The following is a 26,831-nucleotide window of genomic DNA, read 5'->3' on the forward strand; positions in this document are numbered from 1 at the left end:
TAGATATCGATGGCCTTGAAGCTTGGCATATTGGACCAAAGCATTGTGTTCCCTGGACAGACGGCGGCGGATGCCCTGCATAACACGGTCAAGTTAGCCCAACTGGCGGAATCCCTTGGCTACGAGCGCTTCTGGGTGTCGGAGCATCATGATTCGGATCGTCTGGCAGGATCGTCGCCCGAGGTGCTCATCGCTTATTTGCTTGCCCAAACCGAGTCTATACGGATCGGCTCCGGCGGCGTCATGCTGCAGCATTACCAGCCCTACAAGGTTGCGGAAAATTTCAACATGCTTGCCACTCTGGCCCCGGGAAGAGTGGAGCTCGGCATCGGACGCGCGCCGGGAGGTTTGCCCCGGTCGACGAGAGCTCTGCAGGCGGCGGAAACGGAAAAGCTCGAAAACAAGCTGGAAGAGCTGCAGCTATTTCTTCGAGGACCGGCAGGTGAAGACCATTCGCTCCCCGGCCTGCAGGCGAGTCCTTTGCCCAGTCAGCCGGCCGGCGTCTTTATGCTCGGCACGAGCGTGGCCAGCGCGGAGCTTGCGGCGGAGCGGGGGCTGCCATACGTCTTCGCTTTATTTATCAACAACGATCCAGAAGCCGCTCGTCAGGCATTCGATACGTATCACCGGAGCTTCAACGGAAGCGCGGGCGAGAAGCCCAAGGCGATTCTTGCCTTATCCGTCATCGCGGCGGATACGGAAGAAGAGGCGGCGGCCATCGCCGACGATCTATTAAGCGTTCGAGTTACGCTCGCGAGCGGCAAAACCGTTAACGTCAGCACGCTGGAACAAGCGGAAGAATTCGCAAGGCAGGCAGGGGAGTCTTATACGGCCGAAGTGCGCGAAGCCGACGTGACGAAAGGCACGAAGGAGACGGTCCGAAGCCGCATTCTTGAGCTTGGCGAAGCGTATGGCGTCGAGGAATTCGTGTTCACGACGGTGGTCGGCGATTACGAGAAACGCGCGCGTTCCGTGGCGCTGCTGAAAGAAGCTTTCGAGGAAATAGCCGTTTCGCGATGAGAGGCGGCGCGACTTGGGGAGGGGAAGCGATGAGCATCTTGAAGCTGGAGCCGTTCGGGGAACGACTGATCGCCATGAGAAGGCACTTGCATGCCAATCCCGAGCTTTCCTATGAAGAATACGAAACGACGGCGACCATCCGGAGATGGCTGACCGAGGCGGATATCCGCATAGCGGAATATCCTCTGCGCACAGGCGTCGTCGCAGAAGTCGGCGGAGAATGGGGAGGCCCGGTCATCGCAATCCGCGCCGATATCGACGCGCTCCCTGTGCAGGAAGAGACAGGTCTGCCGTTTGCCTCCGTGAACAAAGGCAAGATGCATGCGTGCGGACACGACTTTCATACGGCGGCCGCCATTGGCGCCGCTCTGCTGCTCAAGAAGAAGGAGAGCCAGCTGCGGGGAACAGTCCGGTTCTTGTTCCAGCCCGCGGAGGAGAAGGCGAAAGGCGCGCGGCAAATGATAGCAAGCGGAGCGCTTCGGGATGTGAAGGCCATATTCGGCTTGCACAACAAGCCGGATCTGCCGGTCGGCACGATCGGCATCAAAGGCGGGCCGATCATGGCCGCCGCCGACGGCTTCGTCGTTGAAGTGCATGGCCGAGGGAGCCATGCGGCCGTCCCCGAAGCCGGGCTCGACCCGATTGTCGTATCCGCGCATATCGTCACCGCGCTGCAGTCCATCGTCAGCCGCAACGTTGGCGCGCTCGACAGCGCCGTTATTAGCGTGACCCGGATTCAGAGCGGGACCGCATGGAACGTCATACCCGATAAAGCCGTGTTTGACGGCACATTGCGCACGTTCGATCCGCGCGTACGGATGCGAGTGCGCGAGAGGCTCGAACAAATCGTCGCGGGCATTGCCGGCTCCTTCGAAACAAGAGCAGAGGTTTCTTGGATTGACGGACCTCCGGCCGTGCGCAATGACGCAAGATGGGCTGAGCTTGCTTCAAGTACGGCCGAGAAGCTCGGCTTGCGCGTGATCGCTCCGGCTCCTTCGCCGGCGGGGGAGGATTTTGCCTTCTATTTAAAGGAAACGCCGGGCTTGTTCGTCTTCCTCGGAACAAACGGCCCGCAGGAATGGCATCACCCCGCATTCGACGTCGATGAACGTGCGCTCGAGCATGGCGCTTCTTTTTTTGCCGCGCTTGCCGTTGACGCGTTGAAGCAATTTTTAGATTCGGATAACACGAAGGAAGAAAGAGGTGAAAGAGACACGATGAGCCAATTGGCGATTGATGTCCATACGTATTTGCGAACGCATGAACAATTGAAGCAGGCCATAGAAGGGTTGACGGACGAAGGGCTGAGATGGAAGGCCGCTCCGAATTCGTGGAGCGTAACGGAGGTGCTTGCCCATCTGGCCGATCATAACCTGATCGTATCGTTCCGGATTAGGGAAATCTTGGCCCGTTCCGAGGCGAGGCTGCCCGCGTTCAACCAAGATGCCTGGGTGGCCGGGCAGAAAGCGAACGAGGGGCATGCCGCCGACATCCTCGCCGCTTTCAAATCGCTGCTCGACTACAACAGCTTGTTGTTTCAGCGGCTCGAGCCGGAGGATTGGGAGAAGACGGGAACGAACGCGAAGGGCGAGACGGTCACGTTATCGGCTGTCGTTCGCGGCTTTGTCGCCCATCTGGAGCATCACTTGCAGCAAATCGCCAGAATCCGGAATCACGAAAGCGGGGGAGCGGGATGACGAATCGGAAGGTTGTCATACGGGATGCGGAGCCGTCGGATACCGATGCGATAAGAGCGGTGCTGGAGGATGCTTACGCGGAATACGAACAGCTGATGCCCAAGGAGCGGTGGGAGGCTTATAAGGAGAATATCGCCTTCTCGTTGACGGACGCCAACGTGAAAACCCGTCTCGTTGCCGATGAGGAGGGCGTTATTCTCGGGAGCGTGTATCTGTACGATACGTCGGCTGCCGCATACGGCTTGCCGGAGTTGAACATTCACGGTCCGATTATGCGCCTGCTCGCCGTTACGCGCAGAGCCCGGGGAAGGGGCATCGCCGCAGCGCTGGTTGCGGGGAGCATCGAACGATCGCTCGCATGGGGAGCCGACATTCTCCATCTCCACACGAACGATATGATGCAATCCGCCGTTCGGCTTTACGAGCGGTTAGGCTTCGAACGGGCCGGCGAGAAGGACATCGTGAAGGGAGACTCGGTAGTGAAGAGCTACCGCATCCGGCTGAAGGAAACGGAACGCTCGATAGGAGGGACGAGATGAGCAGACGGAAATCGATTAAATTAGGCGCCTTGATTCACGGCGTGGGAGGGAATGTGACGGCCTGGCGCCACCCGGACGTCCCCGCCGACGCGAGCGTGAGCTTTCCATTCTACAAAGAGCAGGCTCAGATTGCCGAAGCCGGAAAGTTCGATCTTGTCTTTATTGCCGACGGCTTGTACATTAACGAAAAATCAATTCCTCACTTTCTGAACCGATTCGAGCCGCTCACTATTTTATCCGCTTTGGCTGGCGTCACGTCCAAGATCGGGCTGGTCGGCACGTTATCGAGCTCCTATAGCGAGCCTTTCACCGTTGCCAGACAGTTCGCGTCCCTTGACCATATCAGCGGAGGGAGGGCCGGTTGGAATATCGTCACTTCCCCGCTCGAAGGATCCGCGAAAAACTACGGGAAAATCGAGCATCCATCGCACGGCGAGCGCTATCAAATCGCGGAGGAGCATCTTGAGGTCGTTCGCGGCTTATGGGATTCCTGGGAGGATGACGCGTTCGTCCGCAACAAGGAGACGGGCGTTTTCTTCCATCCGGAGAAAATGCACCGATTGAACCACCGCGGCCGTTATTTCTCGGTCGAGGGGCCGCTTAATATTGCGCGGTCGAGGCAAGGCCAGCCGGTCGTCTTCCAGGCAGGCTCCTCCGAAAGCGGAATTAAGCTGGCGGCGGCAAGCGCGGATGCCGTCTTTACGGGTCATGATGATATCGAGGAGGCGAAACGGTTCTACAAGGAAGTCAAAAGCCGTGCCGTCGCTGCAGGCCGTTCGGCGGATGACATCGTCATCCTTCCCGGCATCGGACCGATCATCGGGCAAACGCAAGAAGAAGCGGACCGGAAGTACGAGGAGCTCGCCGGCCTCGTAAGCATCGAGCTTGCCCTGCAAGTGCTGGGGCGCTTCTTCGACCACCACGATTTCTCCCGTTATCCGCTTGACGAGCCGTTCCCCGACTTGGGCGACATCGGCAGCAACAGCTTCCGCAGCAGCACGGACCGGATCAAGAGAACGGCCAAGGAGCAGCAGCTGACGCTACGGCAGGTCGCTTTGCAGGCCGCGTCCCCGAAAACCCCGTTCGTCGGCACGCCCGAGAAAATCGCCGATTTGATCGAGCAATGGCATGAACAAGAAGCGGCTGACGGCTTTATCGTAAGCTCCCCCATTCCGACTTCGCTGCGCGATTTCGTGGAACTGGTGGTGCCGATCCTCCAGGAGCGCGGCCTTTTCCGGACGGAATACGATTCGGATACGCTGCGGGGACACTTGGAGCTCCGTATTCCGGAGAACCGGTACGCTTCCCGATCGGTCGAACAGCATAGTTGACATGCCGCCCTTTCGATGGCCGCTGTCCGTTAGTTGGCCGAAGGGCCGCGAGCGGATAGCGGCCATCGTCATTGTGCGAACCTATTTTAAGAGCTATTTAGATTTCTTCTATTTGCAAATAGATTTCTTCTATTATCCAAACGCATCCTGTTCAGGTATGCTTTTAGTAGGCAAAGTTTATTAAACAGGTAGGAATTATCAGAATTGTTCATTCACAATAGGAATGGAAGGCGGGTGAAAGGCATGGCTCGATTACTCGAAGTCGATCGGCTGCGAGTTGCCTTTCGAACCGAACGCGAAGAAGTCGTTGCCGTCGACGAAGTCAGCTTCGCGATGGGACGCGGCGAAACCATAGCGCTCGTCGGGGAGTCGGGCTGCGGGAAAAGCGTGACTTCGCTCTCCATTATGGGTTTGCTAGGCGCAAACGGAGCCGTTACCCATGGGGAAATCCGCTTTGACGGGAGTGTCATAACGGGTTGCGGAGAACCGGTAATGCGCCGGCTGCGGGGGAAGGAAATCGCGATGATCTTCCAGGAACCGATGACGTCGCTGAATCCCGTCATGAAGATCGGCGAGCAGATCGGTGAATGTCTGCGTCTTCACCGGAAGTGCGGCCGCAAGGAAGCGAAGTCGGTCGCGGTAGGGCTGCTGAACAAGGTCGGCATCGCAAGGGCTGAAGCCGTTGCGAAGGATTATCCTCATGCCTTGTCCGGAGGCATGCGCCAGAGGGTGATGATCGCCATGGCAATGGCGGGAAATCCGAAGCTGTTGATCGCGGATGAGCCGACGACAGCCCTTGACGTGACGATACAAGCGCAAATTCTCCAGCTAATGAAGCAAATGCAGGAGGAAGGCGGCATGGCTGTTCTGCTCGTCACCCATGACCTGGGCGTCGTAGCGGAAATGGCTGATCGAGTCATCGTCATGTATGCGGGACAGATTGTAGAGGAAGCGGATGTCTATGCCTTATTCCGGGATCCGCGGCATCCGTACACGCAAGGACTGATTCGAGCGGTTCCAGCCATTGACGGCGCTGCAAGGAGACGGGCGCAGCCGATCCCGGGAGCGGTACCCTCACCTCGCGAAATGCCCGTAGGATGCCGCTTCCACCCTCGCTGCCAGTACGCGATCGATCGATGCGGGCTCGAGAATCCGGAGCTGCAAAGGATAGGAGACCGCCACAGCGTCAGATGCTGGGCTGCCCATACGTCCAGCCTTGCCCCGGAAGGGCAGCCTGTCCCGGGGGCGGTGATCACGGTATGACGACGCGGGAAGCGATGCCGAAGCCGCTGCTGCAGATCGAGAATCTTAAAACGTATTATCCGGTTCGCCGAGGGTTATTCGGCCAGACCTCCGGTTTCGTCAAAGCCGTAGATGATGTCAGCTTGACGCTTTACGAGGGGGAGACGCTCGGGCTTGTCGGCGAATCGGGCTGCGGCAAATCTTCGATCGGCCGTTCTGTCGTCCGGCTGGAGCGTCCGCATGCGGGGCGCGTTCTCTTCGAAGGCGAGGACATTACGAATGCCTCGCAGAGCGAACTGAGGCCTATCCGGATGCGAATGCAAATGATCTTCCAAGATCCCTATGCCTCTCTTAATCCTAGATTGCGAATATTCGATACGTTGGCGGAGCCGATGATCGCCCATCGATTGGCGAAGCGCGGCGACGTTCAGGCCGAAGTAGAAAGGCTGCTTCAGCTGGTAGGATTGCCGCGTGCCGCGGCTGATCGGTATCCGCATGAATTTTCGGGCGGCCAGAAGCAGCGGATCGGCATCGCTAGGGCATTGTCGATGAACCCAAGGCTGATCGTGTGCGATGAGCCCGTGTCCGCGCTAGACGTTTCGATTCAGGCGCAAATCCTGGGCCTGCTGCAGGACTTGCAGGATGAGCTGAAGCTGTCTTACTTGTTCATCGCCCACGGGATCGGCGCCGTGAAGCAGGTGAGCACGAGGGTCGCCGTCATGTATTTGGGACGGATTGTGGAGCTGGCCCCTTCGGAGTCCCTATTCCGCAAGCCCAGACATCCTTACACGAAGCTGCTGCTCGGCGCATACCATCCGCCGGATCCTCTGCTCCGTGGCATGGATCGTCCGATTATCCGCGGAGACGTGCCCGATCCGTCGCGCCCGCCGCCAGGCTGCAGGTTCCATACCCGCTGTCCGTACGCCCGGGAACGGTGCCGGACGGAGGAACCAAGCTTAACGAATGACGCGCATGGCGTCGCCTGCCATTATCCGCTTGCATGAGAGAAAGAGAGGGAGGAAGCGAAGAAAATGGGCACTTATATCGTCAGGAGGCTGTTCATCGCCGTTCCCGTTTTTTTCGGCATTACGGTACTCAGCTTCCTCATCATGAATTTGGCGCCCGGCAATCCCGTAGACATGCTGATCAATCCCAATATTCCGAAGGAGCTGCTGGAGCTGAAGCGGGAGAGGCTAGGTCTGAACGATCCGCTTTACGCGCAATACGCGAATTGGCTAGGCGGCGTCCTCAAAGGCGATCTCGGATACTCCTTCAGCAGCTATGCCCCCGTCTCCCGGTTAATTGGAGAGCGAATCGGCCCGACTTTGCTGCTTGCTGCCGCATCTCTGCTGTTCGGATTGCTTATCGCGATACCGATCGGCGTCATCAGCGCCGTGAAGCGGAACTCGAAGCTGGATTATTTCCTGACGGGAATGACCTTCCTCGGCATCTCCATTCCGCCATTCTTCTTAGGACTCGGGCTCATCTACGTGGCGGGCATACAGTTGAAATGGCTGCCGACCGGCGGCATGACGACCTTAGGCGGAGATGGAGGAGCAGGTGACGTCCTTCTGCATATGATCTTGCCGGTAACGGTGCTGGGAGCCGCCATCGCGGGCAAGAAGGTGCGGTATGTGCGGGCCAGCATGCTGGAAGTATTAGGTCAAGATTACTTGCGCACGGCAAGGGCGAAGGGACTGCGGGAACTCGCGGTGACGAATAAGCACGCGCTGCGCAACGCGCTAATTCCTGTGATTGCCGTAGTCGGGGCGGAGATCCCTCTGCTGCTCGGCGGCAGCATTGTCATCGAGCAAGTGTTCCAATGGCCGGGCATCGGCCAGCTGACGATGGAAGCCATCCTGTCGCGCGATTACCCGATACTTATGGGACTGAACCTCATAGCGGCATGCGTCGTGCTGCTGACCAATTTATTGACGGATATGCTGTATGCCGCAGCCGATCCGCGCATTACTTACGGATGACGGGAGGAAGCATCGATGTCTGCGACAACGCTGCCTTGGGAACAGCCGAATACAAGGATCGAAGGTTACGTCCGGCAGGTTAGCCGGAGGTTTCTCCGGCACAAGCCTGCGGTTTGGGGGCTGGCCGTCACGATACTGCTGGTCCTGATCGCCCTGTTCGCTCCGTGGCTTGCGCCTTATCCGCCGAATGAAGTCATGAACGCGTTCGGCGCCAAGCCCTCGGCTGACCACTGGCTGGGTACCGATCAAGTGGGACGGGACGTGTTAAGCCGCTTGCTCTACGGAACCCGCGTCTCGCTGTTCATCGGCATTGCGACCGTCGCGATCTATGTGACGTTCGGGACTTTCGTGGGCATGGCCGCCGGCTATTACGGCCGATGGCTCGACATGGGCGTCATGAGAATCACCGATATTTTCTTAAGCTTCCCTTACATGCTGGTCGTGCTCGTGATCGTCAGTGTGCTGGGAGCAGATATGGCCACGATCATGATCGTGCTCGCTTTATTCAAGTGGCCCACGGTCGCCATGCTTGTGCGGGGAAGCGTATTGGCCGCGAAGGAGCTGGATTACATCAAAGCGGGCGTCGCGCTCGGGTTCCGCGCGCCGCGCATTCTGCTCCGCCATATGCTGCCGACAATCATCGGCCCCATTATCGTGAGCGCGACATTCGGCGTAGCCGGGACGATCCTAAGCGAAGCCGGACTCAGCTTTCTCGGCATGGGAGTGAAGTCGCCGCAGGCGAGCCTCGGCAATATGCTCCACGACGCGCAGTCCCTGACCGTATTGACCGAGCAGCAATGGCTTTGGATGCCGGCGGGGTGCATGATTCTTATTGCGGTACTCGCCGTCAACTTCGTCGGAGACGGGCTGCGCGACGCGCTCGACGCGAGGGCGTAATCGGCGGTCGATCATGTTTCGCTAAATAGAGAAGGAAGATAGAAGGAGTGGGAAAAGGATGAAACGATACAAACGAATGGGCCTGTTGATTGCTTCGGCCATTGCGACCCTCTTGATAGCGGCTTGCAGCCAATCGAACGACGCGAACGAAGGCGCTCCGGCCGAGCCGAAGCCGCAAGCGACGACAGAGGAGGCGCAAGCCGAGAAGAAGCTGACGATCGGCATCGTCAACGCGCCGGTCACGTTAAACCAGATTAACACGCAAGACAATTCGGCATCGCTGGCCCCGATCGGGTTGCTTAACGACGCGCTGCTCGACGTGACGGATTCGGCCGAGTTCGTCCCTAAGCTGGCGGAATCGATCGAAACGACGGATAAGCAGACGTTCACCGTCAAGCTGCGTCCGGATGCCAAGTGGAACGACGGGACGCCGTTCACGACGGCGGATGTCGCATTCACGCTGAAGCTCGCGCTTCATCCCAAGGTCGAAACTTCGTTCAAGCTGAGCTTCATCGAAGGGCTGAACGACTTCGGCAAGCTGGAGGAGGGCGTTACGGAAATCGCGGGACTCCGCATCATCGACCCGCATACGTTCGAGATCAAAGCCAAGACGCCGATCGATCCGCTCGTCTTCAACGAACGATTCGGCGCGAAGGTTTATTATTTGCCGGAGCATCTGTTGAAAGACGTGAATCCCGAACAACTGTCGACCCATCCCTATTTCCAGAAGCCGGAAGTCACGAACGGACCATACCGATTCGCCGCTTACGAGCAAGGACAATATGTCGAAGTGACCAAAAACGATCAGTACTACTTAGGCGCTCCGAAGATCGATACGATCTTCATTAAGGTGCTGCCGGCGGCTAATCTGGTTGCCCAGCTGCAGACGGGTGAAGTTCATATGAATTCGCTGCCTGTCGGACTCGTCCCGATTACGGATTACGACAAAGTGAAAAGCTTCGACAACGTCAACGTGACATCCGCTGCAGCCTCGGAACCGGCCGAGTTATTCTTCAATATCGAGAAGCTGCCGGATAAGAAAGTCCGTCAAGCGATCGCTTATGCCCTGAACCGCCCGCTTATCGTGGAGCAGCTGCTCAAGGGCCAAGCGGAAATTATCGACGGCGGCATCCCAAGCGGGCATCCTTACTTCAACAAGGACATCGCGCCTTATTCTTACGATCCGGAGAAAGCGAAGCAGCTGCTGCAGGAAGCCGGCTGGGACCCGAACCGGAAGCTTGCGTTCCTCATTCCGGTCGGCAACAAAGTCCGCGAACAGGCTGCCGATATTTTGGTGCAAAATTTGGAAGCCGTTGGGCTTAAAATCGATGTCCAAAAATACGATTTTCCTACGCTTATCGATAAAGTCGAAAAAGGCGAACACGATATCACGATTTTCACAAGGGATTATTACATCGAGCCCAGCCTTTACTTCACGACCTACAAAAGCGACGACCCCGAAAGCGTCATCCGGTACAACAATCCGGTCGTCGACGAATTAATCGCCCAAGGCGAGCAAGAAATCGACGAAGCGAAGCGCCACGAGATTTACGACCGTCTTCAGGAGGTGCTGCACGAGGACGTGCCGACGCTCGCCGTTTATTCCGAGAAGAGGCTGCAAGTCGTATCGAAGGAAGTGCTCGGAGGCAGACCGCTGAACCTCGGCACGTTCAACAACGTGAACGAATGGGACTTGACCGTCAAGTAAGTTATAAGGGATTCATTCCGTTATAGAGGTTGTTCAAAAAGCCCGCCTTTGATCACGAAGCGTATCGGGAAGTCTGGGCCTTTTGAACACATACTTTATATAAATCATTACCAATTCCATTAGGAGGTGCAAGGAGAATGGCAGAACTTAGCTGTCTCGTATGCAAGTCGGACATTGAGGTGGAAGAGCGGGCGACCACGGGAGAAATCGTGGAATGCGATTCCTGCGGCCAGGAGCACGAGGTCCAGGTTGAAGCAAGCCGCGTTACGATCGCTTTGGCACCCGAAATCGAAGAAACTTGGGGAGAGTAGGTGTAGAGAACATGGAGAACCAGAGCGCCATTCTGTTGTGCGTCACGAAGCTTAGGGAAGAAGAGCAGCTTATCGTCGAACATCTTAGCCGGCTCGGCATCCGCGTTCAAGTGAATTTGGACTCCATGGATCTTCCTGTCGGAGGGGGCGGCGTCCCGCCATACGGGCTTGCTCTCATTCGGTGCCTGTCCCAAAAGAACGCGCTGAGCCGCACCCAGCTTCTCGAGCTTGCCGGATATGAAACGTTGAATTCGGCCAAAGCCATCGCCATTTGCACGAATAAAATCCATCAGGCGATCGTCTTCGAAAAACACGGCATTCCGCAGCCTCGCTACCAAGTCGCCTTCACCCCGGCGAAGTTATACGATGCGCTTTCGGACTTCGGGGATCTATGTGTCATTAAACCCGCAACGTCTTCATGGGGGCGGGGAATCGCAAGGATGACGGGAAAGGAATGCCTGGACGGATGGATTGCCGCGAGGGAATCCGTTGATCCGAGCCATCAATCGTTCCCCGTCCTTGTGCAGGAATACGTGGAGAAAGGCGATTACGACATTCGCGTCGTGATAGTCGGTCGCAAGCCGATTGCTGCTTTTCGCCGGGTATCGGCTGAAAATTGGAAGACGAATACGCATCTGGGAGCGGAAATCGAACCGATCGAGATTAACGGCGAAATCGCCGCGATTTGCGGGGATTTGGTCGACGTATTAGGAGAAGGGATTTACGGCGCCGATTTGTTTTTCGATTATGGGCAGCTTCGATATGTCGTATGCGAAGTGAATCAGAATCCGGAATTCGCGAAATCGTGGAAGGTGCACGGCGTCGATGTCGCCTATCATATCGCCGAATACGTAAAGGAGAAGATCGGCAGGACAAATAAGGTAAACGTTACGGTTCATTCATAGAATGCGGGGAGGAATCATTTACGGATGGGAGATACATTAACGAAACCGGAGGCGCCGATCGCGAAGGAGCATTATTTTTCATTATCGTTTGTTTTGTCCAGAGTGCTGAATTCGGGCGTTATCATGAGCATCGAAAAAAACGACCATGAGTTAAAAGGACTGGAGAAGGCGATTGCCAAACTCACGAATACCCAATACGTTTCTTTGCTTAATAGCTTTACGGGCGCGGTGCATGGAGCATTCTGGGGGCAGGACATCGGCTACGGTTCGTCGGCGCGTCTCGAGCACGCCGGCGAGCAGGAAAGGAAGTTCGCTAAGTGGCTTGGCATTCAGCTCACGACGGATCCCTATGCGGAAATCGCTTATTCCGCCATTGCGGTGGACGGTCATAATCTCCACCGGTTAGAGCAGGAGGCTCGAAGCTCCGCCGGGCAGGCGCCCGTCCTCGTCCTCGATTTTACGGGACTGGGCTTTGGCCCGGTCGCCGCGATCGCGACGAATGACGAGCTGGTCTGGAAAAAAGCGGAGCGGCTCAAAATATTCGGCGCCTTCGACCTGCAGACGATGTGGACGCAGGAGGAGAGCGAGCCGGAGCTTCAGCCGGCCGTCCAATTCAATTACAGGCTGAGCCCGCTCGTGGCGGCATGCGTCAAGATTTCGTTATTAAGGAGGAAGCCGGCCTAATGAAAACCGATTTTATCCGCAAACCGCTGCAGCTGCCCGACGAGGAATGGATCCGGTCTCCGCTCGCGATCGACGGAGGACCGTCCATCATTCCCGAAGACGTCCGCAGGACTAATTTTCCCATTATTACGAAAGAAGACGTTATCCAAATGCTCGTCTCCATCCAACAAGACGGCGAAAGCGTCGTCGAGGAGTTTCGGGAAACGTACCGCGGCTACGTGGGCGCCAATTACGCCATTGCCACCTCCAGCGGCACATCGAGTCTACACTTAGCCCTTGTCGGAGTTGGGGTGCAGCCCGGAGACGAAGTCATTGTGCCCGCATTCACGTTTATTGCAACTGCTCAAGCGGTCGTTGCCGCCAAAGCGATTCCGATATTCGTGGATATCGATCCCGTCACGTATTGCCTCGATCCTTTGAAGGTAGAGGAAGCGATCACCGGCAAGACGAAAGCGATCATGCCCGTTCATGTGCACGGCTTGCCGGCCGACTTGCAAGCCTTGCGTCAACTGGCGGATAAACATTCGCTGCGGCTGGTCGAGGATGCCTCTCACGCCCATTCCGCATCGATTGACGGCAGAGTGGCCGGCTCGATCGGGGACGGCGCGGGGCAGAGCCTGATGGCGGACAAAAACTTCCCCGTCGGCGGCGAAGGCGGCATCGCGTTTTTCCGGGAGAAGGAGGACTACCGGCGCGCGCTCGCGTTCCTGGATTCGTCGGGCATCGATTACCGCATGTCATGGATCGCCGCGGCTTTCGGGCTAAGCCAGCTTGAGCGGCTGCCTTATTACGATGCGATCCGCGCACGAAACGCCGCTTATTTGACGAACGCGCTCAAGGAAACGAAGCTGTTCAGCGGACCGCTCGTCCCGGAAGGCTATAAGCACAGCTACAATATGTATCGCGTTAAGCTGTCGCCGGAGCGTCTCGGGCTTGGGGATCTGGAGGATTACCGGGTCAAACACGCGGTCGAGCAGCTCATCCAAGCGGAAGGCGTCTTCGCGAGGGAATGGCAGAACGTGCCGATTCCCGGCCATCTCCCGTTCAAGAACAGGAGAGGCTTCGGCAACGGCTATCCGTTCTCGCTGTCGGATCGGCAGGATTTCGGTTACGATCTGAACCGGTTCCCCGAGACGCTGAAGATGCTTCGCAGCACGCTCACGATCTGCAGGGAGCTCCGGACGCCGATCGAATACGAGCGGATTCAGGCTTACGCGCTGGCATTCAAGAAGGTCGACGCGAACCCGGATAAGATACGCGAGCTCGCGAAGAGAAGCGGCGATTTGAAGGTCGTCTACGAAAGAGACGCGAGGTTAGGATGAGCGGCGCGGCGCAACGGAAGAAAGCGGCCATTCTCGGCGGCAGCGGGTTCACCGGCGCCGAGTTGTACAGGCTGCTTCGCAGGCATCCCGGCTTCGAAGTGACGTTTATTTCTTCGGAGTCGAACGCCGGCCTTCCGGTGGACAAATATTACGCGGGTTCGGTTCACAGGAAGAAGCCGGGGGGATTGAAGTTCAGCCGGGTCTCCGAGCTGGAAGGCCATTACGACGCGGTATTCTCATGCCTGCCAACGGGCGAATTGCCGAAGATCATCCGGCGGGTCGCCGAGCATGCGGATTACATCTTCAACGTGAGCGGCGACTATCGGCTTGCCGACACCGCGCTATTGCAGCGGCATTACCCGGATACGCTGAAGCATGATTTCGAAGGCGGCTGGCATTATTTCGTACCCGAATTCAGCGAGATCGACCGGAGCAAGAAGGTCGTGAATTTGCCGGGATGCATGGCGGTGGCGACGATCTATACGTTGTATCCGCTCGTGGCGCATGACCTGATCGAGGGACGCGTCATTACGGACGCCAAGACGGGCTCAAGCGGCGGGGGGAAGCAGGCGGGCGAGCATCATGCCGAACGCACGAACAACTTCCGGGCATACAAAGTGCACGGCCACCGGCATAAGCCGGAAATCGAACATGCGCTGTCCTATCATTTGGCGCGTACCGTCGATCTTCAATTTTCGGTATACAGCCTCGATTTGCCGCGGGGCATTATGGCGACCTCGTATTCCTTGCTCAAGGAGGGCGTTACCCCCGTCGATGTGAGAAAAGCGTTCTACGGCGCCTATGGCGCCAAGCCGTTCCTTCACTTTCTCCCGGCCGGCAGCGGCACGCCCATGATCAAGACGGTAAACGGGACGAACTTCGCGGAGATCGGAGCTTACGTGGATGGCCGAAACTGCGTTTCCTTGGCGACGATCGATAACCTGCTCAAGGGAGCGGCAGGCCAAGCGGTTCAGGCGGCCAATCTGTATTTCGGATTTCCCGAGGAAGAAGGCTTGCCCCGGGAAGGGGAAGGAGCGTGGCCATAATGAGCAGAGGAAATTTATATGTCATCAAACTTGGCAGCAGTACCATCGTCCATCATCCACGCATCTTCGAGGAGATTGGCCGCATCTCGCGCAGAGGGAATCAAGTGCTGCTCGTCGCGGGCGGAGCGGAGGCGATACGCCGGAAGTACGAGGACCTGTCGCGGCCGATGCCCTTCTTGACGCTGCCGTCCGGCGACGAAGTACGCTATTGCTCTCCGGAGGAGATGCCTTATATCCGCGACGCTTATTACGAAAATATATTGTCGCCGGTCCGGGAGCGATTGAAGGAACAAGGGCTTAGCGTATTTGCGCAGCTTGGCGGCGACAACGGGCTTGTACAAGGCAGAAAGGCGAAGCCGATAAAGGCGATCCAAGGCCAGAAAACCGTTATCGTGCGGGATTCGTTATTCGGGCAATATACGGGCAGCCATTCCTCGTTCCTGCATGACGCTCTGAAAAACTTCGATATCGTATGCTTGACGCCTCCGATCTGGGACCCCGAGCTCGAATCGTACATTAATATCGACGCCGACGTTCTGGCTGCCGAGCTTGCGGTCGAGCTCGAAGCGCATCATCTACGCTTCGTGACCGGCACGGCAGGGCTATTGCGGGATATCGGAGACGAAGGCTCGACCATTGCGGATGTGTACGGGGACGAAGAGCTTCCATCCGTCCAGGGACGCATGAAGCAGAAGGTAAGGGCGGCAAGGCTGGCTGCCGGCCAAGGAGTCTGCGACGTGAACATATCAGGTCCTCATTCGCTGGAACGCGGCGGCCGGACATGGTTCTGGCAAGCGGAGCGCGGGCTAGCCGCCTTCGAGCTGCTGAACAAGGTTGCCCGCATTCCGTCCGTTTCCGAGGACGAACACGAGCTTGCCCGGTTCTTGCTCGAGGAGATCGAAGATCCGTCGGTGACCGGTCGCGTCGACGAAGCCGGCAACATCGTGTTCCGCAGAGGCAGCGGTCCTCATACGCTGCTGCTCCTGGGCCATCTCGACACGGTGCCATACGTGTGGCCGGTACGTTCGGACGATGGCGGTCTTGCCGGAAGAGGCGTCGTGGACGCCAAAGGCAGCTTCGTCAACTTCCTTCATATGCTGAGGGAAGCGGACGTGCCCGAGAACGGTTCGCTGCTCGTCATCGGCGCCGTGGAGGAGGAGATCTCGTCCTCGAAGGGCGCGTATTACGTTCGGGACCATTACCGTGCGGACGCGGTCATCATCGGCGAGCCAAGCGGCGAAGACAGCTTGACTCTAGGCTATTACGGATTGTTCAAGCTGCGGATAACCATTAGACGCGCGCAAGAGCATACGGCGGCGAAGGACAGCGTAAGCGCCATCGACGAGCTGTATCAAGTCGCGGCCGACATTCGCGGGAGAGTCCGGGATATCGATCCCCAGGGCTTGTCTTCCTTGATCGACATCGAGCATCGCAACGAGCGCGGCTATATAACGGTTACCGCGATATTGAATTTCAGAGTTTCGCCGGAAGCCGGCAGCGGCTACGCGGACAAGGTCGACTTGTCCTTCGGCGAAGCGGTGACGGTCGACGTGCTTCGGGCGACGCCGGGCTTTGCCAATCCGCGTTCGGATACGCTGGTGAAAGCTTTCGTCCGCAGCTTCGCCAAGCACGGGAAGTCGGTTCGCTATTTGAAGAAACGGGGAACGAGCGACATGAACACGCTGGCGTCGGCATGGACTACTGTTCCGATGGTGGCTTACGGGCCAGGCGATTCCAGCTTGGATCACACGAATGACGAATACTTGCGCTATGGGGAAGTCGAATCTTCGCGAGCCATTCTGAGAGAAGCCGTTAACGAATGGTTCCGGTTACGAACGGAGGATTAAATGGAGCAATCGATACCTGCATATAGCGAACGGGACCTTCCGATTCCGTCAATGGCCGATCGGGCAACAGAGGCAAGGAAGCTGATTCTCGACATGGCGGCCACGCCAACCGGCTGCCACGTCGGAGGCAGTCTGTCGGCTATCGATCTATTGGTCGTCGCCTATGCGAAGTACGGCCATGACAAGAATACCTCCGTCATCCTGAGCAAGGGGCATGCGGCGGCGGCTCTCTACGCCGCGCTATACGTCCATGGGAAATTGCCTTCCAATCCGGCGGAAAGCTACGGCAAGCAAGGCTCGCTCTATACGGGGCATCCGAACCATAAGCTTCCCGGCATTCCTTTCGCGACGGGCAGCTTGGGGCATGGCGTCGCTTACGCGGCGGGCTGGGCGCTGGCGCAAAAGCTGCAAGGCACCGGAGGGCTTGGCATCGCGATCGGGGGAGACGGGGAGCTGCAGGAAGGGCTCGTCTGGGAGACGGCCCAGATCGCCCAGGCGCGGTCGCTTACGAATTTCGTCTATATCGTCGATTGCAACGGCGGGCAGAACGACGGATACGTTGACGATATTTCGCCGATCCGCAATCTGAAGGAACGGTTCGAGGCGTTCGGGTTCGCCGTCCGGGAGATTGACGGTCACCGTCATGACGCCATCTTCTCCGCTATTACGCCGGACAAGGAGAAGCCGCTTGCCGTCCTAGCCCGGACGGTCAAAGGAAAAGGCGTTGCCGCCTTCGAAGGGAATCCGGATGCGCATTACGCCAAAATTCCCGCCAATTTGGCGAAAAGATGGAAGGTGAACCTATCGTGACGACGGCGTTATCAGGCAGGGACGCCTATAAAGACGAGCTCGCCCAGCTCGCGGAAACCGAGGAACGAATTATTTGCCTCGAGGCGGATCTAGGGGGCAAAAACCATCCGTTCCAGAGCCGGCATCCGGATCGGTTCCTCAATCTCGGCATCGCGGAGCTCGCCGGCGTCGACATCGCGGCAGGGCTCGCCGAAGCGGGTTATGTCCCCTTCATCTCGACGTTTGCCGCTTTTGCGGCATTGCGAGCATCGGAGAGCGTGAAGCTGTCGATGGGCTACATGGGGAAAAATGTGAAGCTCGTCGCTCCATACGGCGGCGTGTCGGGCGGATGGTTCGGAACGACCCATCATGCCCTGGAGGACATCGCGGTCATCCAGTCCTTCCAAAATATCCGGATGGCATGTCCGCATGGGGAAGAGGAGACGAGGAGGGTCATCCGGGAAGCGGCCGCATCCGCGGAACCGTATTATATTCGTCTGTCCCGCAATGACGCGTTCGAAAGCTTGCCGCGCGCCTCGGAACGATCTTGCAGGGATCTGCTTGTAGAAGACAGGGCAACGGATGCCCGGGCAAGTCTTTGCCTGATTTCCGTCGGGGAACAAGCAACGGAGCTATGCAAGAAGCTGACCGAGGAATACGAATTCGTCGCGCACGCTCATGCGTGCTACGTCGATAGTCAAAGCTTGAAAGCTTACGTGGAGCCGTTAAAGACATTAGCCGATCGTTTCCTCGTCGTCGAGGAGCATCGGGCGACAGGCGGTACGGCTTCCTATCTGGCATTGCTAATGCCCGAGCATCCGGTTTATTCCCATAACTGCGGAGAACGGTGGCCGACTTACGGGGGGACGCATGCGGAAGTGCTTGCCGATTTAGGTTTTGGCTTGGAACCGCTGCGGCGGCAAATCCAGTCCCTATTAGGAGGTCCGGATGGTATTTAGCGTGCTGAAGACGAACAGGTTTCGCAACTATTTTATCGCGGACATCATATCCGGCTTCGGCGTGGGCATGAGCACGATCGGCGCCAATTGGTATCTGATGGACCGGACGGGTTCGATGACCGCCGTCGGGCTTATGCTCTCTCTTAATGTGATTGCCGGATTTCTCATATCCGCATTCGCAGGAACGTTCGTCGATAAATGGAATCGGAAGACCATTCTGCTTTGGGCGAACGTCGTAAGGGCCGCCGCTTTGCTGCTGATTGCGGGCGCCTTCTTGGGAACCGGATTCCACGTTGAATATTTGTACGCGTTTGCCGTGGTCAACGGCATGGGATGGGCGCTCTACATGTCGGCTTCGCGCAGCCTCGTGCAGGAGCTGCTGCCCGAGAAAGAGCTGATCCACGGCAATTCCTTGATCGAGATCAGCCTGCAGGTCGGCATGTTCATGGCTGGAGGACTGTCCGGCTTCCTGTACAAATACATCGGCTTTGAAGCGATTCTGTTGTTGAACGCCGCGGCTTTTCTCGTAAGCAGCCTCTTCCTCGGCCGAATTTCCTATTCGGCCATGACGGTCGAGCAAGCGGAAGCCTCGTTCTTCGAATCGTTTAAGGCGGGCATTCAATATTTGGCGGAGAGGCCTTCTTTATTCGTACTCGGCATCGTGTCCATCATTCCGCTCGTGACGACGATGGTATTCAACGTAGTGCTGCCGGGTTATGTCAGCACGTCGGTTCGAGGGGATTCGGTCGTATTCGGATTGTCGGATATGTGCTACGGGATAGGAGGATTGCTGTCCGGCTTTTTGGCTGCGCCGCTAGCGAGAAGGCTGTCGCAGCACGGGACGATTCTGATCATTTTCCTCGTATCCGTATTGAATCTCGTGGCTATCGCCTTTAATTCGACCGTCATTCTGCTCTACATCGGCTGCGTGCTCATCGGTCTGACCAATTCCTCGCTGCGCATACTGATCACGACAACGCTCATGGAATCGGTCTCGAAATCGTATATGGGGCGCGCGACCTCGGTCTGGATGGGCATTTCCTTGCTGCTGCAGACCGTCTCGGCCACGGGGCTTGGCGTCCTCATCGACCGGTACTCGCCCGGACTCGGATTTATACTGATGGCAGGCTTGATGTTCGCCGGACTGATCGTCTATTACGTACTGAACAGCAAGTCGGCGCAGAAACAAACGATAGAGGCGCAGCAAAACTTATGAGAGGTGAGTAACATGTCAACAGTCAAAACGGTTGCGTTTGTCGAGCCGAGCTTTTACGGCGTCAGCTTCGCCAGAGCAGCCTACGAACAGGGGCATCGGGTCATTTCGATCGTGTCGTCCAAGGACAATCCGAAAAAATACGGGTATGAAGGCATCTACCACGATTTAATCGTTGCGGATATACGAGACGAGGATTCGCTCTATCAGGCGATAGCAGAATCGCCCTATGCGGGCAAACTGGATGCGCTAATTCCGGCAACGGACTACGCATCCCACTTGACGGCGAAGGTCGCGGAGCGGCTTGGCCTGCGGAGCGTGCCGTACGAGGCGGCGCTAAAATCGCGGAACAAGGATTTGGCGAGAGAGGCCTACGCCGAACACGGCGTGCCGAGCGCGAAATTCCGCAAAGTAAAAACGTTCGAGGAAGCGGCCGCTGCGGCCGAAGAGATCGGGTATCCGGTCGTCCTGAAGCCGACCAATTGCGCCAGCAGCCAAAACGTCTATTTTATTCACGACGAGGCGGAGCTGCGCAAAGCCATGGACGACATTGACGCTTTCAAAGTGACGTATATGGATTTCAAGGTGCGAGAAGAATACTTGATCGAACAATATTTGCAGGGACCGGAATTCAGCGTGGAGTTGTTTTTGCAGAGCGGCGAGCCATTATTCGCTGCCGTCACCGAAAAACTGACGACGCCTTTGCCCTATTTCGTGGAAACGCTCCATACGCTGCCATCCCCGTCTCATACCGACCGCCAGGAAGATATAATCCGAACGGCTGTCGATGCGCTCAAAGCGATCGGGTTAACGAACGGACCGAGCCATGTCGAGGTAAAGCTTACGCCGTCCGGTCCCCGCATTATCGAAGTGAACGGCAGACCCGGCGGAGATAACATTTCTTCGGATCTGCTGGTGCTGGCTTTCGGGGTCGATATTTTCGAAGCGACCGTCAACTATTATCTCGACCATCCGGTCTCGATCGGGAAGAAGCATATTCGGGCGGCATCGATCGCTTACGTCACCGCGGAACGTGACGGCGTGCTCGAACGAATTGAAGGCTTCGAGCTGCTGCCCCAGCATCCGGCTGTCGTACGCGCGCATGTCTCGGCGGTACCCGGCGATCAAGTGTTCCAGGCGAAAAGCTCGGATGACCGGCTTGCTTATTTCATCGTAGCAAGCGATACGCCGCAAGAAGCCAAACGATTGGCGCTTTCGTTGCTTGACGGGTTGAAAGTCGTTTACCGGAACCAAACGGTAGAGATTGCATAGCGAAAGAGGGGCCGCTTTGAACAATTTCAATAAGAAGAGGATGGGCACTAGCATATGGGAATAGCCGTTATTTACGGGAGCTCGAGAAAAAAAGGGAATTCGGAACAGTTAGCTAGGCTGTTAACGGAAGGGTTTGAAGCCGATCATATTTTTCTGGCCGATTACAGGATCGAGCCGATCAAGGATTATCGGCATGCTGATAAAGAACCGTATCCCGAAGACGATTACCGTTCGGTCATCGAACGAGTGCTGGCGCAGGATGTCCTTGTGTTCGCAACGCCCATCTATTGGTATGGATCATCCGGGCTTACGAAGACCTTCATTGATCGTTGGTCCCAGTCGCTAAGGGAAGACAAAGACGGGTTTCTTGAGAAATTTTCCGAAAAATCGGCCTGGGTGATCGGCGTCGGCGACGACGAGCCTCACCTTAAGGGGATACCGCTAGTCCAGCAATTCCAATATATTTTCGAATTTACGGGCACGAGATTTGAAGGCTACATTCTGGGCAAAGCGAATCGGCCGGGCGAGATCCTGGAGGATAAGGCTTCTTTGGCCGCTGTGGAGCAAATTCGGAGCAAGTGGCGCTCGGCATCGGTTAACGGCTGACAATCGCAGAAAAACCGATTCCTGATTAGGTTCAGGGATCGGTTTTTTGTGCTGGTCGATTGATCCGTCCGCTAAAACAGCGTCATTTGTTCAACCGTAATCGGATTAAGTTCCGTGGCTGTAAACCCATATTCATCAAAAAACTGTCCGACAAGCCTTCGGTGACAATAGCGATGATCCTTGCAAAAGCAGACCAAAACCACGTTTTCGCCGCTACGCAATCGCTTATATACCTCCCGGAGCGCTTGAAGCTTCAAGTTGGACTTCAGTTCAAGCTTGAATTTCTCCTCGAATTCCGGCCACCAATCGAAATCGTCGCTATCCTTCCGCATGCTTAGCAGGGCTTGGAAAAGTCCGGGGGAGGGGGCCAGATCTCTGACGATTTCCACTTGGGTTAATTCGGGACCTGCTCTCGTAATAAGCAGGATAGCGGCATCAACATTGAGCTTTTTGAGACCGGCAGGGTTAGAGGTGAATAATTGCCCGGGCTGCTTCATGATGAATCCCCCCATATGCGTTTAGTTTTGCTGCGCACTCTGCTTGGACAGCCCCTCGAAATAGTCTACGACGACCTCTCGAAATTCCAAAGCACTCCGCGTAAGGTATCGGCTTTTGTGCCATAACAGCGCGATCTCCCTCTCTATCGTATGGCCCTCGATCTCGAGAAAGCGGATCGGCGCTCTATCCTCTCTCGCAGTGCTCGGCATAAAGGCGAGTCCGACTTCGGCTTCCACGAGCGCGCTTAATCTCGCGGGTTCATCGCCCTCGTATACGTAATAGGGCTCGAAGCCGGCCGATTTGCAGGCCGCGTCCACGGTATCGCGGATCCCGTAGCCGCTCTTCACCCCGACGAACCGCTCTTCCCTGAGCTCCGGCAACGACACGCGGGTTCGTTGCGCCAGCCGGTGTCCGCTTGGAACGGCTACCTGGATCGGGTCAACGCATACGATTCGGCATTCGATGTCCTCTTCATGGACGGGCGGGGACGATAAGCAGAAATCGACATCTCCCCGATGCAGGAGAGCGACCATTTCTTGCAAGTTTAACATTTGCACGTGTATCTGCATATGGTTCCGCTTCCTCTGATACGCGCGAAGGATACCGGGCAGCGTACTGGCGGTCGTGACCGCCAGCTCGAGCGTGCCTTGCTCCGGGCCGGCCAAATCAAGGATCTCCTGCCGCCCCTGCTCCAGCTCGAACAAAGCTCTCTCCGCACGGCGTAGGAAGCGCTCGCCGAACTCGTTTAATCGCAGGTTACGGCCCGTTCGATTAAAGAGAGGGACGCCTACATTCTCCTCTAGGCGCTGAATCGTCCGGCTAAGCGAGGATTGCGTAACGTGCAGCTCCCGCGCGGCCTCGGTCATGTGCTCCAAGCGGGCTACCGTGAGAAAATATTGCAGCTGAAGCAGCTCCATTCCAAACAGCCTCCATTCATTCCTTTGCATACATGATATCATACCTTGAAATGCGTTGGAGTAAATGCATGCTTTCCAAGTAAGATAGCGTTAAAAGAAAGCAAGGGGATGCTGCCATGAGCGCTAGAAGCAGATGGCTAATGCTAGCCGTTGGCCTGGGAATACTGTTAAATCCGTTAAATTCATCGATGATCGCGGTCGCAATCGCAAGAATGCAGCATGTGTTTGGACTGGAGTATACGACCGTTTCTTGGCTTATTTTCTCCTTCTACATCGCAAGCGCGATCGCGCAGCCCGTCATGGGCAAGATGAGCGATTTGTTCGGGCGAAGAAAAATATTTCTCGCCGGACTCGTGATTTCTTTTTTCGCTTCGCTGCTGGCTCCCTTCTCGCCCCATTTCGGTTGCCTCATCGCGTCGCGCGTCGTGCAGTCGATAGGGACAAGCATGATGATGGCGGTGGGGATGGCCCTAGTCCGTTATCATATTACGGAGAAACAAGCGACGGCATTGTCCGTCCTGTCGATCTTCCTGTCCGGAGCGGCGGCCATCGGTCCTTTTGCCGGCGGAGTTTTGCTGAAGTGGTGGGATTGGCCGGCAATCTTTATGGTCAATCTTCCTTTCGTGGCGGTAAGCTTCCTGCTCGCCTGGCGAATGATTCCAAAGGACGCACCGGCCGCTTCCGGAGCTGGCCACTCATCCATTCGGAGCTGGTTGACCATGATTGATGCCTTGGGGATTCTATTGTTCACGGTGAGTCTGGTTGCCCTGCTCTCCGGCTTGCTGTCGGTCAGCTCTTCGGGTCATGTCTCGTTACGGAATGGGATGGCCGTGGTGATCGGCCTCGCGGCGCTGGGAGCATTCATACGACACGAATTAAGATCGGCGTCGCCGTTCATTCCGCTCCGCGCATTCAGACAATATCCGGCCATGTCCTTGGTCAACGTTCAGTTCATGCTGGTTAATTTTCTTTTCTATTCGCTATTCTTCGGGATTCCTTCCTACTTGCAGATCGTGCGTCATGTCAGCGAGCTTCAAACCGGTATCCTGATGCTGACCTTAGGCGCGAGCTCGCTTATCGCGTCACCCCTTGCAGGCAAATGGGTCGACCGAGCGGGACCTAAGCCCGCCATGGCGGTGTCCGCCATCTTGATGATGATAGGCTCGGCGTGGCTCGTAGTCTTGAAAGAATCGTCGCCGGTCATTCATGTGTGCTTGGCGCTCGCGGCATACGGGATCGGCAACGGGCTGAACGCCGTCGGCATGCAGGCGGCATTGTTCAAGAGCTCGCCGAAAGAAATGATAGGCGTCGCTTCCGGACTCTTCAATACGTCGCGGTATCTGGGCACGATTTTATCCTCATTATTGACAGGAATCATGATGGGAGGAACGTTCAGCTTTGCGGGATTTCAGCTGCTTGGCGCGCTGCTCGCCCTCGTTGCTTTGGCGCTGGTCATCATGAGTCTGAGATTCAGCGTCTCCGAACAATTGGAAAGGGGGAGCTTTTGATTTTTAATAGTATGCTATATTATAGTTGGTCGGGTGAGAGGGAGGGGACGAATGGAGAACGAGAAGCGGCGCCCGTTTCATAAAATATTCAAGTTCAGCACCAAGCTGATTATCGCGTTGTCGTTGGCCAACTTGGTCATTGCTTGCATCACCGGATTTATAACGTATCGGATCCACCTGTCCCTCTTCAACGACGAAGTGAGCCGTCAATACTTCTTGACCACGGAACAAGTGCTGGCCCGGCTGGATTCCAGAGTGAACGATATGTACAGAATTACCGATTACATTACGTTAAACCCTACTGTCCACCAGGCGATCATCAGCCAAAACCAACAATACAGCGATTATGAACAAATGAAATTGGAAGAGCTGCTCGACAAGCAGTTAGTCCAAGTCCGCTTGGACGCCCCGGAGATGATGGCAATCCGCATTTACGACCTGAACGAAAACCGGATTAATCTCGGGACGTACTCGGGTTCGTTCAACAACTTCAAGCCCGATTATTTGGATCGGATGCTGAAGAGGCTGGAAGGGACCGGAGGCGAATATGTGTGGGACTGGCCGGACGCGGAGGACTATGGGCCATTTTATTGGGAATAAGATCAAACAAGAGAACCCGATTCTATAACGGAATCGGGTTTTTCGCGTTTTATTATTTTCAGAGATAATTAACAATTCGGTTGGCCGGTGTTGAGATATGAACAATCCGCCTTCTTTTAACCATTGAATGTGAGAGTCTTCCACCTATAATATTAGACAAAAGTTGTTTAAACGAATGCTTTTCATTGGAGGACAGGAGTTGTTCATTTTGGGTAAACGAAATTATTTATTGATTTTTATATTAACCGTAGGCGTTTTCGGTATTCTGAATACCGAAATGGGGGTTATCGGTTTATTGCCTTCCCTTGCCGAACGGTTTGAAGTCAGCGTCACCGAGGCCGGACTTCTGGTGAGCGTGTTCGCCTTAGGCATCGCGGTTTCCGGCCCGATCATGCCTCTATTGTTCTCGGGTTTAGACCGCAAGAAGGTCATGCTGCTCGTGCTGGCGGTTTTCGTTGCAGGCAACATCGTGTCCCTCCTTACAACGAACTTTACCGTCCTGTTGATTGCCCGTATCATACCGGCGCTCTTCCATCCCATTTATTGCTCTTTGGCGTTTACGGTAGCGGCTTCCTCGGTAAGCGAGGAAGAGGCTCCGAAAGCCGTCTCCAAGGTGTTTATCGGCGTGTCGGCCGGCATGGTAGCCGGCGTGCCGATCGCAAGCTTTATCGACAGCGCCGTGTCTTACGAGATGGCGATGGCCTTCTTCGGCGTCGTAAATGTCCTTGTATTCATAGCGACATTGTTCTTTGTGTCTTCCATGCCCGTGCAGGAAAGACTTTCTTACGGCATGCAGTTTTCCGTCTTGAAGAAACCCATGTTATGGATATCCATCGTGACCGTCATTTTATTAAACTCGTCCGTATTCGGAGTGTATAGCTATATTTCCGAGTATTTGAGGACCGTCACCCATATGTCGCCCAATACGATAAGTTTAACGTTATTTCTTTTCGGCGGAGCCAATATGATCGGAAATATCGTCGCGGGAAGGCTGCTTGCCCGCAGCGCCGCCCAATCCGTCATCGCGTTTCCTTTGTTGTTGGCCGCCGTCTACATCGTGTTGTTCTTCACGGGACCATTCGCCGTGCCCATGGCTGTAACGACGGTCTTCTGGGGCATACTGGCAGGAGGAATCATGGCGAATATTAATCAATATCTGATTGCTTCTTCGGCGCCAGAAGCGCCCGATTTCGCCAATGGATTATTTATATCGGCCTGCAATGTGGGAACGACGGTGGGAGCAGCCATAGGCGGGTTGTTTATATCCCAGATGGGCACGCCATACGTTTTATGGGTAGGAGTGCTTTCTGTGATAGTCGGCATGGTCACGATTTTGCTGAGACATTACATGGTTGCTCCCGCTCGGCGGTTAGCCGGTCAATAAAGATAACATTGTCGTCGACATCGGGAAGATAGACAATCAATAAAATGGAGGTCATGTATATGGATATCAAAAGAATCGGCTCTCAACCTTCCGGAAAGGGACCGTCCGACTATTTTACAGGAACGGTTCGAATTGACCCTCTGTTTGAGGCGCCTGAACCAGCACGCGCGGCAGGAGCGAGCGTAACGTTCGAGCCTAGCGCACGGACGGCATGGCATACCCATCCGCTGGGTCAGACGCTAATTGTAACCGCAGGCAGCGGACGGGTTCAACGCTGGGGAGGTCCGATTGAGGAGATTCATCCCGGAGATATCGTATGGTTCCCGCCAGGGGAGAAGCATTGGCATGGAGCATCTCCGACGACGGCTATGACTCACATTGCGATCCAAGAGCGACTTCACGGCAAGGCGGTCGATTGGCTGGAGAAAGTCAGCGACGATCAATACAAAGCCTGACATACAAGAAAGGGGAACGAGATATGAACCCGTTAATCCTCTCTCCGGAGATAGAACTGTGCAATAAACTAGTCATTAGGGAAATAAGCGACGAGCATA

26 protein-coding genes and 1 pseudogene are annotated in these 26,831 nt (G+C 56.1%); 25 read left to right on the forward strand and 2 right to left on the reverse strand.

Annotation, left to right across the window (positions count from 1 at the left end):
* The first annotated feature begins 9 nt into the window (after positions 1-9).
* From NQZ67_RS20800 to NQZ67_RS20900, 21 genes and pseudogenes are all read left to right on the forward strand, one after another.
* Positions 10-1,020 (forward strand): LLM class flavin-dependent oxidoreductase, encoded by a 1,011-nt coding sequence (locus NQZ67_RS20800; RefSeq protein ID WP_257449646.1) that lies wholly within the window; start codon positions 10-12, stop codon positions 1,018-1,020.
* Positions 1,021-1,049: 29 nt separating this feature from the next.
* Positions 1,050-2,192, forward strand: a pseudogene (locus NQZ67_RS20805) (amidohydrolase); the annotation flags it as partial.
* 45 nt (positions 2,193-2,237) lie between these two features.
* Entirely contained in the window at positions 2,238-2,717 is a 480-nt protein-coding gene (locus NQZ67_RS20810; RefSeq protein ID WP_257449779.1) for a DinB family protein, read from the forward strand.
* Positions 2,714-3,256, forward strand: coding sequence for a GNAT family N-acetyltransferase (locus NQZ67_RS20815; protein WP_257449647.1), 543 nt, complete (start codon positions 2,714-2,716; stop codon positions 3,254-3,256). The genes NQZ67_RS20810 and NQZ67_RS20815 overlap by 4 nt, the downstream gene beginning before the upstream one ends.
* Positions 3,253-4,587: an LLM class flavin-dependent oxidoreductase gene (locus tag NQZ67_RS20820; RefSeq protein ID WP_257449648.1), complete on the forward strand. Its 1,335-nt coding sequence runs from the start codon at positions 3,253-3,255 to the stop codon at positions 4,585-4,587. The genes NQZ67_RS20815 and NQZ67_RS20820 overlap by 4 nt, the downstream gene beginning before the upstream one ends.
* A 243-nt stretch (positions 4,588-4,830) precedes the next feature.
* On the forward strand, positions 4,831-5,850 hold the full coding sequence (locus tag NQZ67_RS20825; protein WP_257449649.1) for an ABC transporter ATP-binding protein: 1,020 nt from the start codon (positions 4,831-4,833) through the stop codon (positions 5,848-5,850).
* On the forward strand, positions 5,847-6,833 hold the full coding sequence (locus NQZ67_RS20830) for an ABC transporter ATP-binding protein (protein ID WP_257449650.1): 987 nt from the start codon (positions 5,847-5,849) through the stop codon (positions 6,831-6,833). The genes NQZ67_RS20825 and NQZ67_RS20830 overlap by 4 nt, the downstream gene beginning before the upstream one ends.
* A gap of 27 nt (positions 6,834-6,860) precedes the next feature.
* Positions 6,861-7,811, forward strand: a complete 951-nt coding sequence (locus NQZ67_RS20835) for an ABC transporter permease (protein ID WP_257449651.1) — start codon at positions 6,861-6,863, stop codon at positions 7,809-7,811.
* A 15-nt stretch (positions 7,812-7,826) separates the two neighbouring features.
* On the forward strand, positions 7,827-8,708 hold the full coding sequence (locus NQZ67_RS20840) for an ABC transporter permease (RefSeq protein ID WP_257449652.1): 882 nt from the start codon (positions 7,827-7,829) through the stop codon (positions 8,706-8,708).
* 58 nt (positions 8,709-8,766) lie between these two features.
* A complete protein-coding gene (locus NQZ67_RS20845) occupies positions 8,767-10,416 on the forward strand; it encodes an ABC transporter substrate-binding protein (RefSeq protein ID WP_257449655.1) in 1,650 nt (549 codons plus the stop codon).
* Positions 10,417-10,553: 137 nt separating this feature from the next.
* Entirely contained in the window at positions 10,554-10,727 is a 174-nt protein-coding gene (locus tag NQZ67_RS20850) for a lysine biosynthesis protein LysW (RefSeq protein WP_119598416.1), read from the forward strand.
* 11 nt (positions 10,728-10,738) lie between these two features.
* Positions 10,739-11,632 (forward strand): RimK family alpha-L-glutamate ligase, encoded by an 894-nt coding sequence (locus tag NQZ67_RS20855; protein ID WP_257449660.1) that lies wholly within the window; start codon positions 10,739-10,741, stop codon positions 11,630-11,632.
* 24 nt (positions 11,633-11,656) lie between these two features.
* Entirely contained in the window at positions 11,657-12,316 is a 660-nt protein-coding gene (locus NQZ67_RS20860; RefSeq protein ID WP_257449662.1) for a degT/DnrJ/EryC1/StrS aminotransferase, read from the forward strand.
* A complete protein-coding gene (locus NQZ67_RS20865) occupies positions 12,316-13,638 on the forward strand; it encodes a DegT/DnrJ/EryC1/StrS aminotransferase family protein (RefSeq protein ID WP_257449665.1) in 1,323 nt (440 codons plus the stop codon). The genes NQZ67_RS20860 and NQZ67_RS20865 overlap by 1 nt, the downstream gene beginning before the upstream one ends.
* Positions 13,635-14,684: an N-acetyl-gamma-glutamyl-phosphate reductase gene (gene argC / locus NQZ67_RS20870; protein ID WP_257449667.1), complete on the forward strand. Its 1,050-nt coding sequence runs from the start codon at positions 13,635-13,637 to the stop codon at positions 14,682-14,684. The genes NQZ67_RS20865 and argC overlap by 4 nt, the downstream gene beginning before the upstream one ends.
* Positions 14,684-16,531 (forward strand): M20/M25/M40 family metallo-hydrolase, encoded by a 1,848-nt coding sequence (locus NQZ67_RS20875; protein ID WP_257449669.1) that lies wholly within the window; start codon positions 14,684-14,686, stop codon positions 16,529-16,531. The genes argC and NQZ67_RS20875 overlap by 1 nt, the downstream gene beginning before the upstream one ends.
* The gene (locus tag NQZ67_RS20880) at positions 16,532-17,341 is read left to right on the forward strand and encodes a thiamine pyrophosphate-binding protein (protein ID WP_257449672.1); all 810 of its coding nucleotides are present in this window, start codon (positions 16,532-16,534) and stop codon (positions 17,339-17,341) included.
* The gene (locus NQZ67_RS20885) at positions 17,338-18,279 is read left to right on the forward strand and encodes a transketolase family protein (RefSeq protein ID WP_257449674.1); all 942 of its coding nucleotides are present in this window, start codon (positions 17,338-17,340) and stop codon (positions 18,277-18,279) included. The genes NQZ67_RS20880 and NQZ67_RS20885 overlap by 4 nt, the downstream gene beginning before the upstream one ends.
* A complete protein-coding gene (locus NQZ67_RS20890; RefSeq protein WP_257449676.1) occupies positions 18,269-19,495 on the forward strand; it encodes an MFS transporter in 1,227 nt (408 codons plus the stop codon). The genes NQZ67_RS20885 and NQZ67_RS20890 overlap by 11 nt, the downstream gene beginning before the upstream one ends.
* A 12-nt stretch (positions 19,496-19,507) precedes the next feature.
* Positions 19,508-20,764: an ATP-grasp domain-containing protein gene (locus tag NQZ67_RS20895; RefSeq protein ID WP_257449678.1), complete on the forward strand. Its 1,257-nt coding sequence runs from the start codon at positions 19,508-19,510 to the stop codon at positions 20,762-20,764.
* 54 nt (positions 20,765-20,818) lie between these two features.
* Positions 20,819-21,370, forward strand: coding sequence for a flavodoxin family protein (locus NQZ67_RS20900; protein WP_257449680.1), 552 nt, complete (start codon positions 20,819-20,821; stop codon positions 21,368-21,370).
* A gap of 71 nt (positions 21,371-21,441) precedes the next feature.
* Here the strand turns inward: NQZ67_RS20900 and NQZ67_RS20905 are convergent, their stop codons facing one another.
* Positions 21,442-21,867, reverse strand: a complete 426-nt coding sequence (locus tag NQZ67_RS20905; RefSeq protein ID WP_257449683.1) for a DUF488 domain-containing protein — start codon at positions 21,865-21,867, stop codon at positions 21,442-21,444.
* Between the two features lie 21 nt (positions 21,868-21,888).
* A complete protein-coding gene (locus tag NQZ67_RS20910; protein WP_257449685.1) occupies positions 21,889-22,785 on the reverse strand; it encodes a LysR family transcriptional regulator in 897 nt (298 codons plus the stop codon).
* Positions 22,786-22,901: 116 nt separating this feature from the next.
* On the opposite strand from NQZ67_RS20910, the gene NQZ67_RS20915 reads away from it, so the two are divergent.
* From NQZ67_RS20915 to NQZ67_RS20930, 4 genes are all read left to right on the forward strand, one after another.
* Entirely contained in the window at positions 22,902-24,293 is a 1,392-nt protein-coding gene (locus tag NQZ67_RS20915) for an MFS transporter (protein WP_257449687.1), read from the forward strand.
* Positions 24,294-24,344: 51 nt separating this feature from the next.
* A complete protein-coding gene (locus NQZ67_RS20920) occupies positions 24,345-24,893 on the forward strand; it encodes a hypothetical protein (protein ID WP_257449689.1) in 549 nt (182 codons plus the stop codon).
* Positions 24,894-25,101: 208 nt separating this feature from the next.
* Positions 25,102-26,277: an MFS transporter gene (locus NQZ67_RS20925; RefSeq protein WP_257449691.1), complete on the forward strand. Its 1,176-nt coding sequence runs from the start codon at positions 25,102-25,104 to the stop codon at positions 26,275-26,277.
* A gap of 59 nt (positions 26,278-26,336) precedes the next feature.
* Entirely contained in the window at positions 26,337-26,732 is a 396-nt protein-coding gene (locus NQZ67_RS20930) for a (R)-mandelonitrile lyase (RefSeq protein ID WP_257449693.1), read from the forward strand.
* Positions 26,733-26,831 lie beyond the last annotated feature (99 nt).

Origin of the sequence: Paenibacillus soyae, from assembly GCF_024623455.1 — a bacterium.
In the GTDB taxonomy this organism is placed as follows: domain Bacteria; phylum Bacillota; class Bacilli; order Paenibacillales; family Paenibacillaceae; genus Pristimantibacillus; species Pristimantibacillus soyae.

Bases quoted from the DNA above. Each gene is read 5' to 3' on its own strand.
- NQZ67_RS20800 (WP_257449646.1), top strand. From the start codon at position 10: ATGGCCTTGAAGCTTGGCATATTGGACCAAAGCATTGTGTTCCCTGGA.
- NQZ67_RS20810 (WP_257449779.1), top strand. From the start codon at position 2,238: ATGAGCCAATTGGCGATTGATGTCCATACGTATTTGCGAACGCATGAA.
- NQZ67_RS20815 (WP_257449647.1), top strand. From the start codon at position 2,714: ATGACGAATCGGAAGGTTGTCATACGGGATGCGGAGCCGTCGGATACC.
- NQZ67_RS20820 (WP_257449648.1), top strand. From the start codon at position 3,253: ATGAGCAGACGGAAATCGATTAAATTAGGCGCCTTGATTCACGGCGTG.
- NQZ67_RS20825 (WP_257449649.1), top strand. From the start codon at position 4,831: ATGGCTCGATTACTCGAAGTCGATCGGCTGCGAGTTGCCTTTCGAACC.
- NQZ67_RS20830 (WP_257449650.1), top strand. From the start codon at position 5,847: ATGACGACGCGGGAAGCGATGCCGAAGCCGCTGCTGCAGATCGAGAAT.
- NQZ67_RS20835 (WP_257449651.1), top strand. From the start codon at position 6,861: ATGGGCACTTATATCGTCAGGAGGCTGTTCATCGCCGTTCCCGTTTTT.
- NQZ67_RS20840 (WP_257449652.1), top strand. From the start codon at position 7,827: ATGTCTGCGACAACGCTGCCTTGGGAACAGCCGAATACAAGGATCGAA.
- NQZ67_RS20845 (WP_257449655.1), top strand. From the start codon at position 8,767: ATGAAACGATACAAACGAATGGGCCTGTTGATTGCTTCGGCCATTGCG.
- NQZ67_RS20850 (WP_119598416.1), top strand. From the start codon at position 10,554: ATGGCAGAACTTAGCTGTCTCGTATGCAAGTCGGACATTGAGGTGGAA.
- NQZ67_RS20855 (WP_257449660.1), top strand. From the start codon at position 10,739: ATGGAGAACCAGAGCGCCATTCTGTTGTGCGTCACGAAGCTTAGGGAA.
- NQZ67_RS20860 (WP_257449662.1), top strand. From the start codon at position 11,657: ATGGGAGATACATTAACGAAACCGGAGGCGCCGATCGCGAAGGAGCAT.
- NQZ67_RS20865 (WP_257449665.1), top strand. From the start codon at position 12,316: ATGAAAACCGATTTTATCCGCAAACCGCTGCAGCTGCCCGACGAGGAA.
- argC (WP_257449667.1), top strand. From the start codon at position 13,635: ATGAGCGGCGCGGCGCAACGGAAGAAAGCGGCCATTCTCGGCGGCAGC.
- NQZ67_RS20875 (WP_257449669.1), top strand. From the start codon at position 14,684: ATGAGCAGAGGAAATTTATATGTCATCAAACTTGGCAGCAGTACCATC.
- NQZ67_RS20880 (WP_257449672.1), top strand. From the start codon at position 16,532: ATGGAGCAATCGATACCTGCATATAGCGAACGGGACCTTCCGATTCCG.
- NQZ67_RS20890 (WP_257449676.1), top strand. From the start codon at position 18,269: ATGGTATTTAGCGTGCTGAAGACGAACAGGTTTCGCAACTATTTTATC.
- NQZ67_RS20895 (WP_257449678.1), top strand. From the start codon at position 19,508: ATGTCAACAGTCAAAACGGTTGCGTTTGTCGAGCCGAGCTTTTACGGC.
- NQZ67_RS20900 (WP_257449680.1), top strand. From the start codon at position 20,819: ATGGGAATAGCCGTTATTTACGGGAGCTCGAGAAAAAAAGGGAATTCG.
- NQZ67_RS20905 (WP_257449683.1), bottom strand. From the start codon at position 21,867: ATGAAGCAGCCCGGGCAATTATTCACCTCTAACCCTGCCGGTCTCAAA.
- NQZ67_RS20910 (WP_257449685.1), bottom strand. From the start codon at position 22,785: ATGGAGCTGCTTCAGCTGCAATATTTTCTCACGGTAGCCCGCTTGGAG.
- NQZ67_RS20915 (WP_257449687.1), top strand. From the start codon at position 22,902: ATGAGCGCTAGAAGCAGATGGCTAATGCTAGCCGTTGGCCTGGGAATA.
- NQZ67_RS20920 (WP_257449689.1), top strand. From the start codon at position 24,345: ATGGAGAACGAGAAGCGGCGCCCGTTTCATAAAATATTCAAGTTCAGC.
- NQZ67_RS20930 (WP_257449693.1), top strand. From the start codon at position 26,337: ATGGATATCAAAAGAATCGGCTCTCAACCTTCCGGAAAGGGACCGTCC.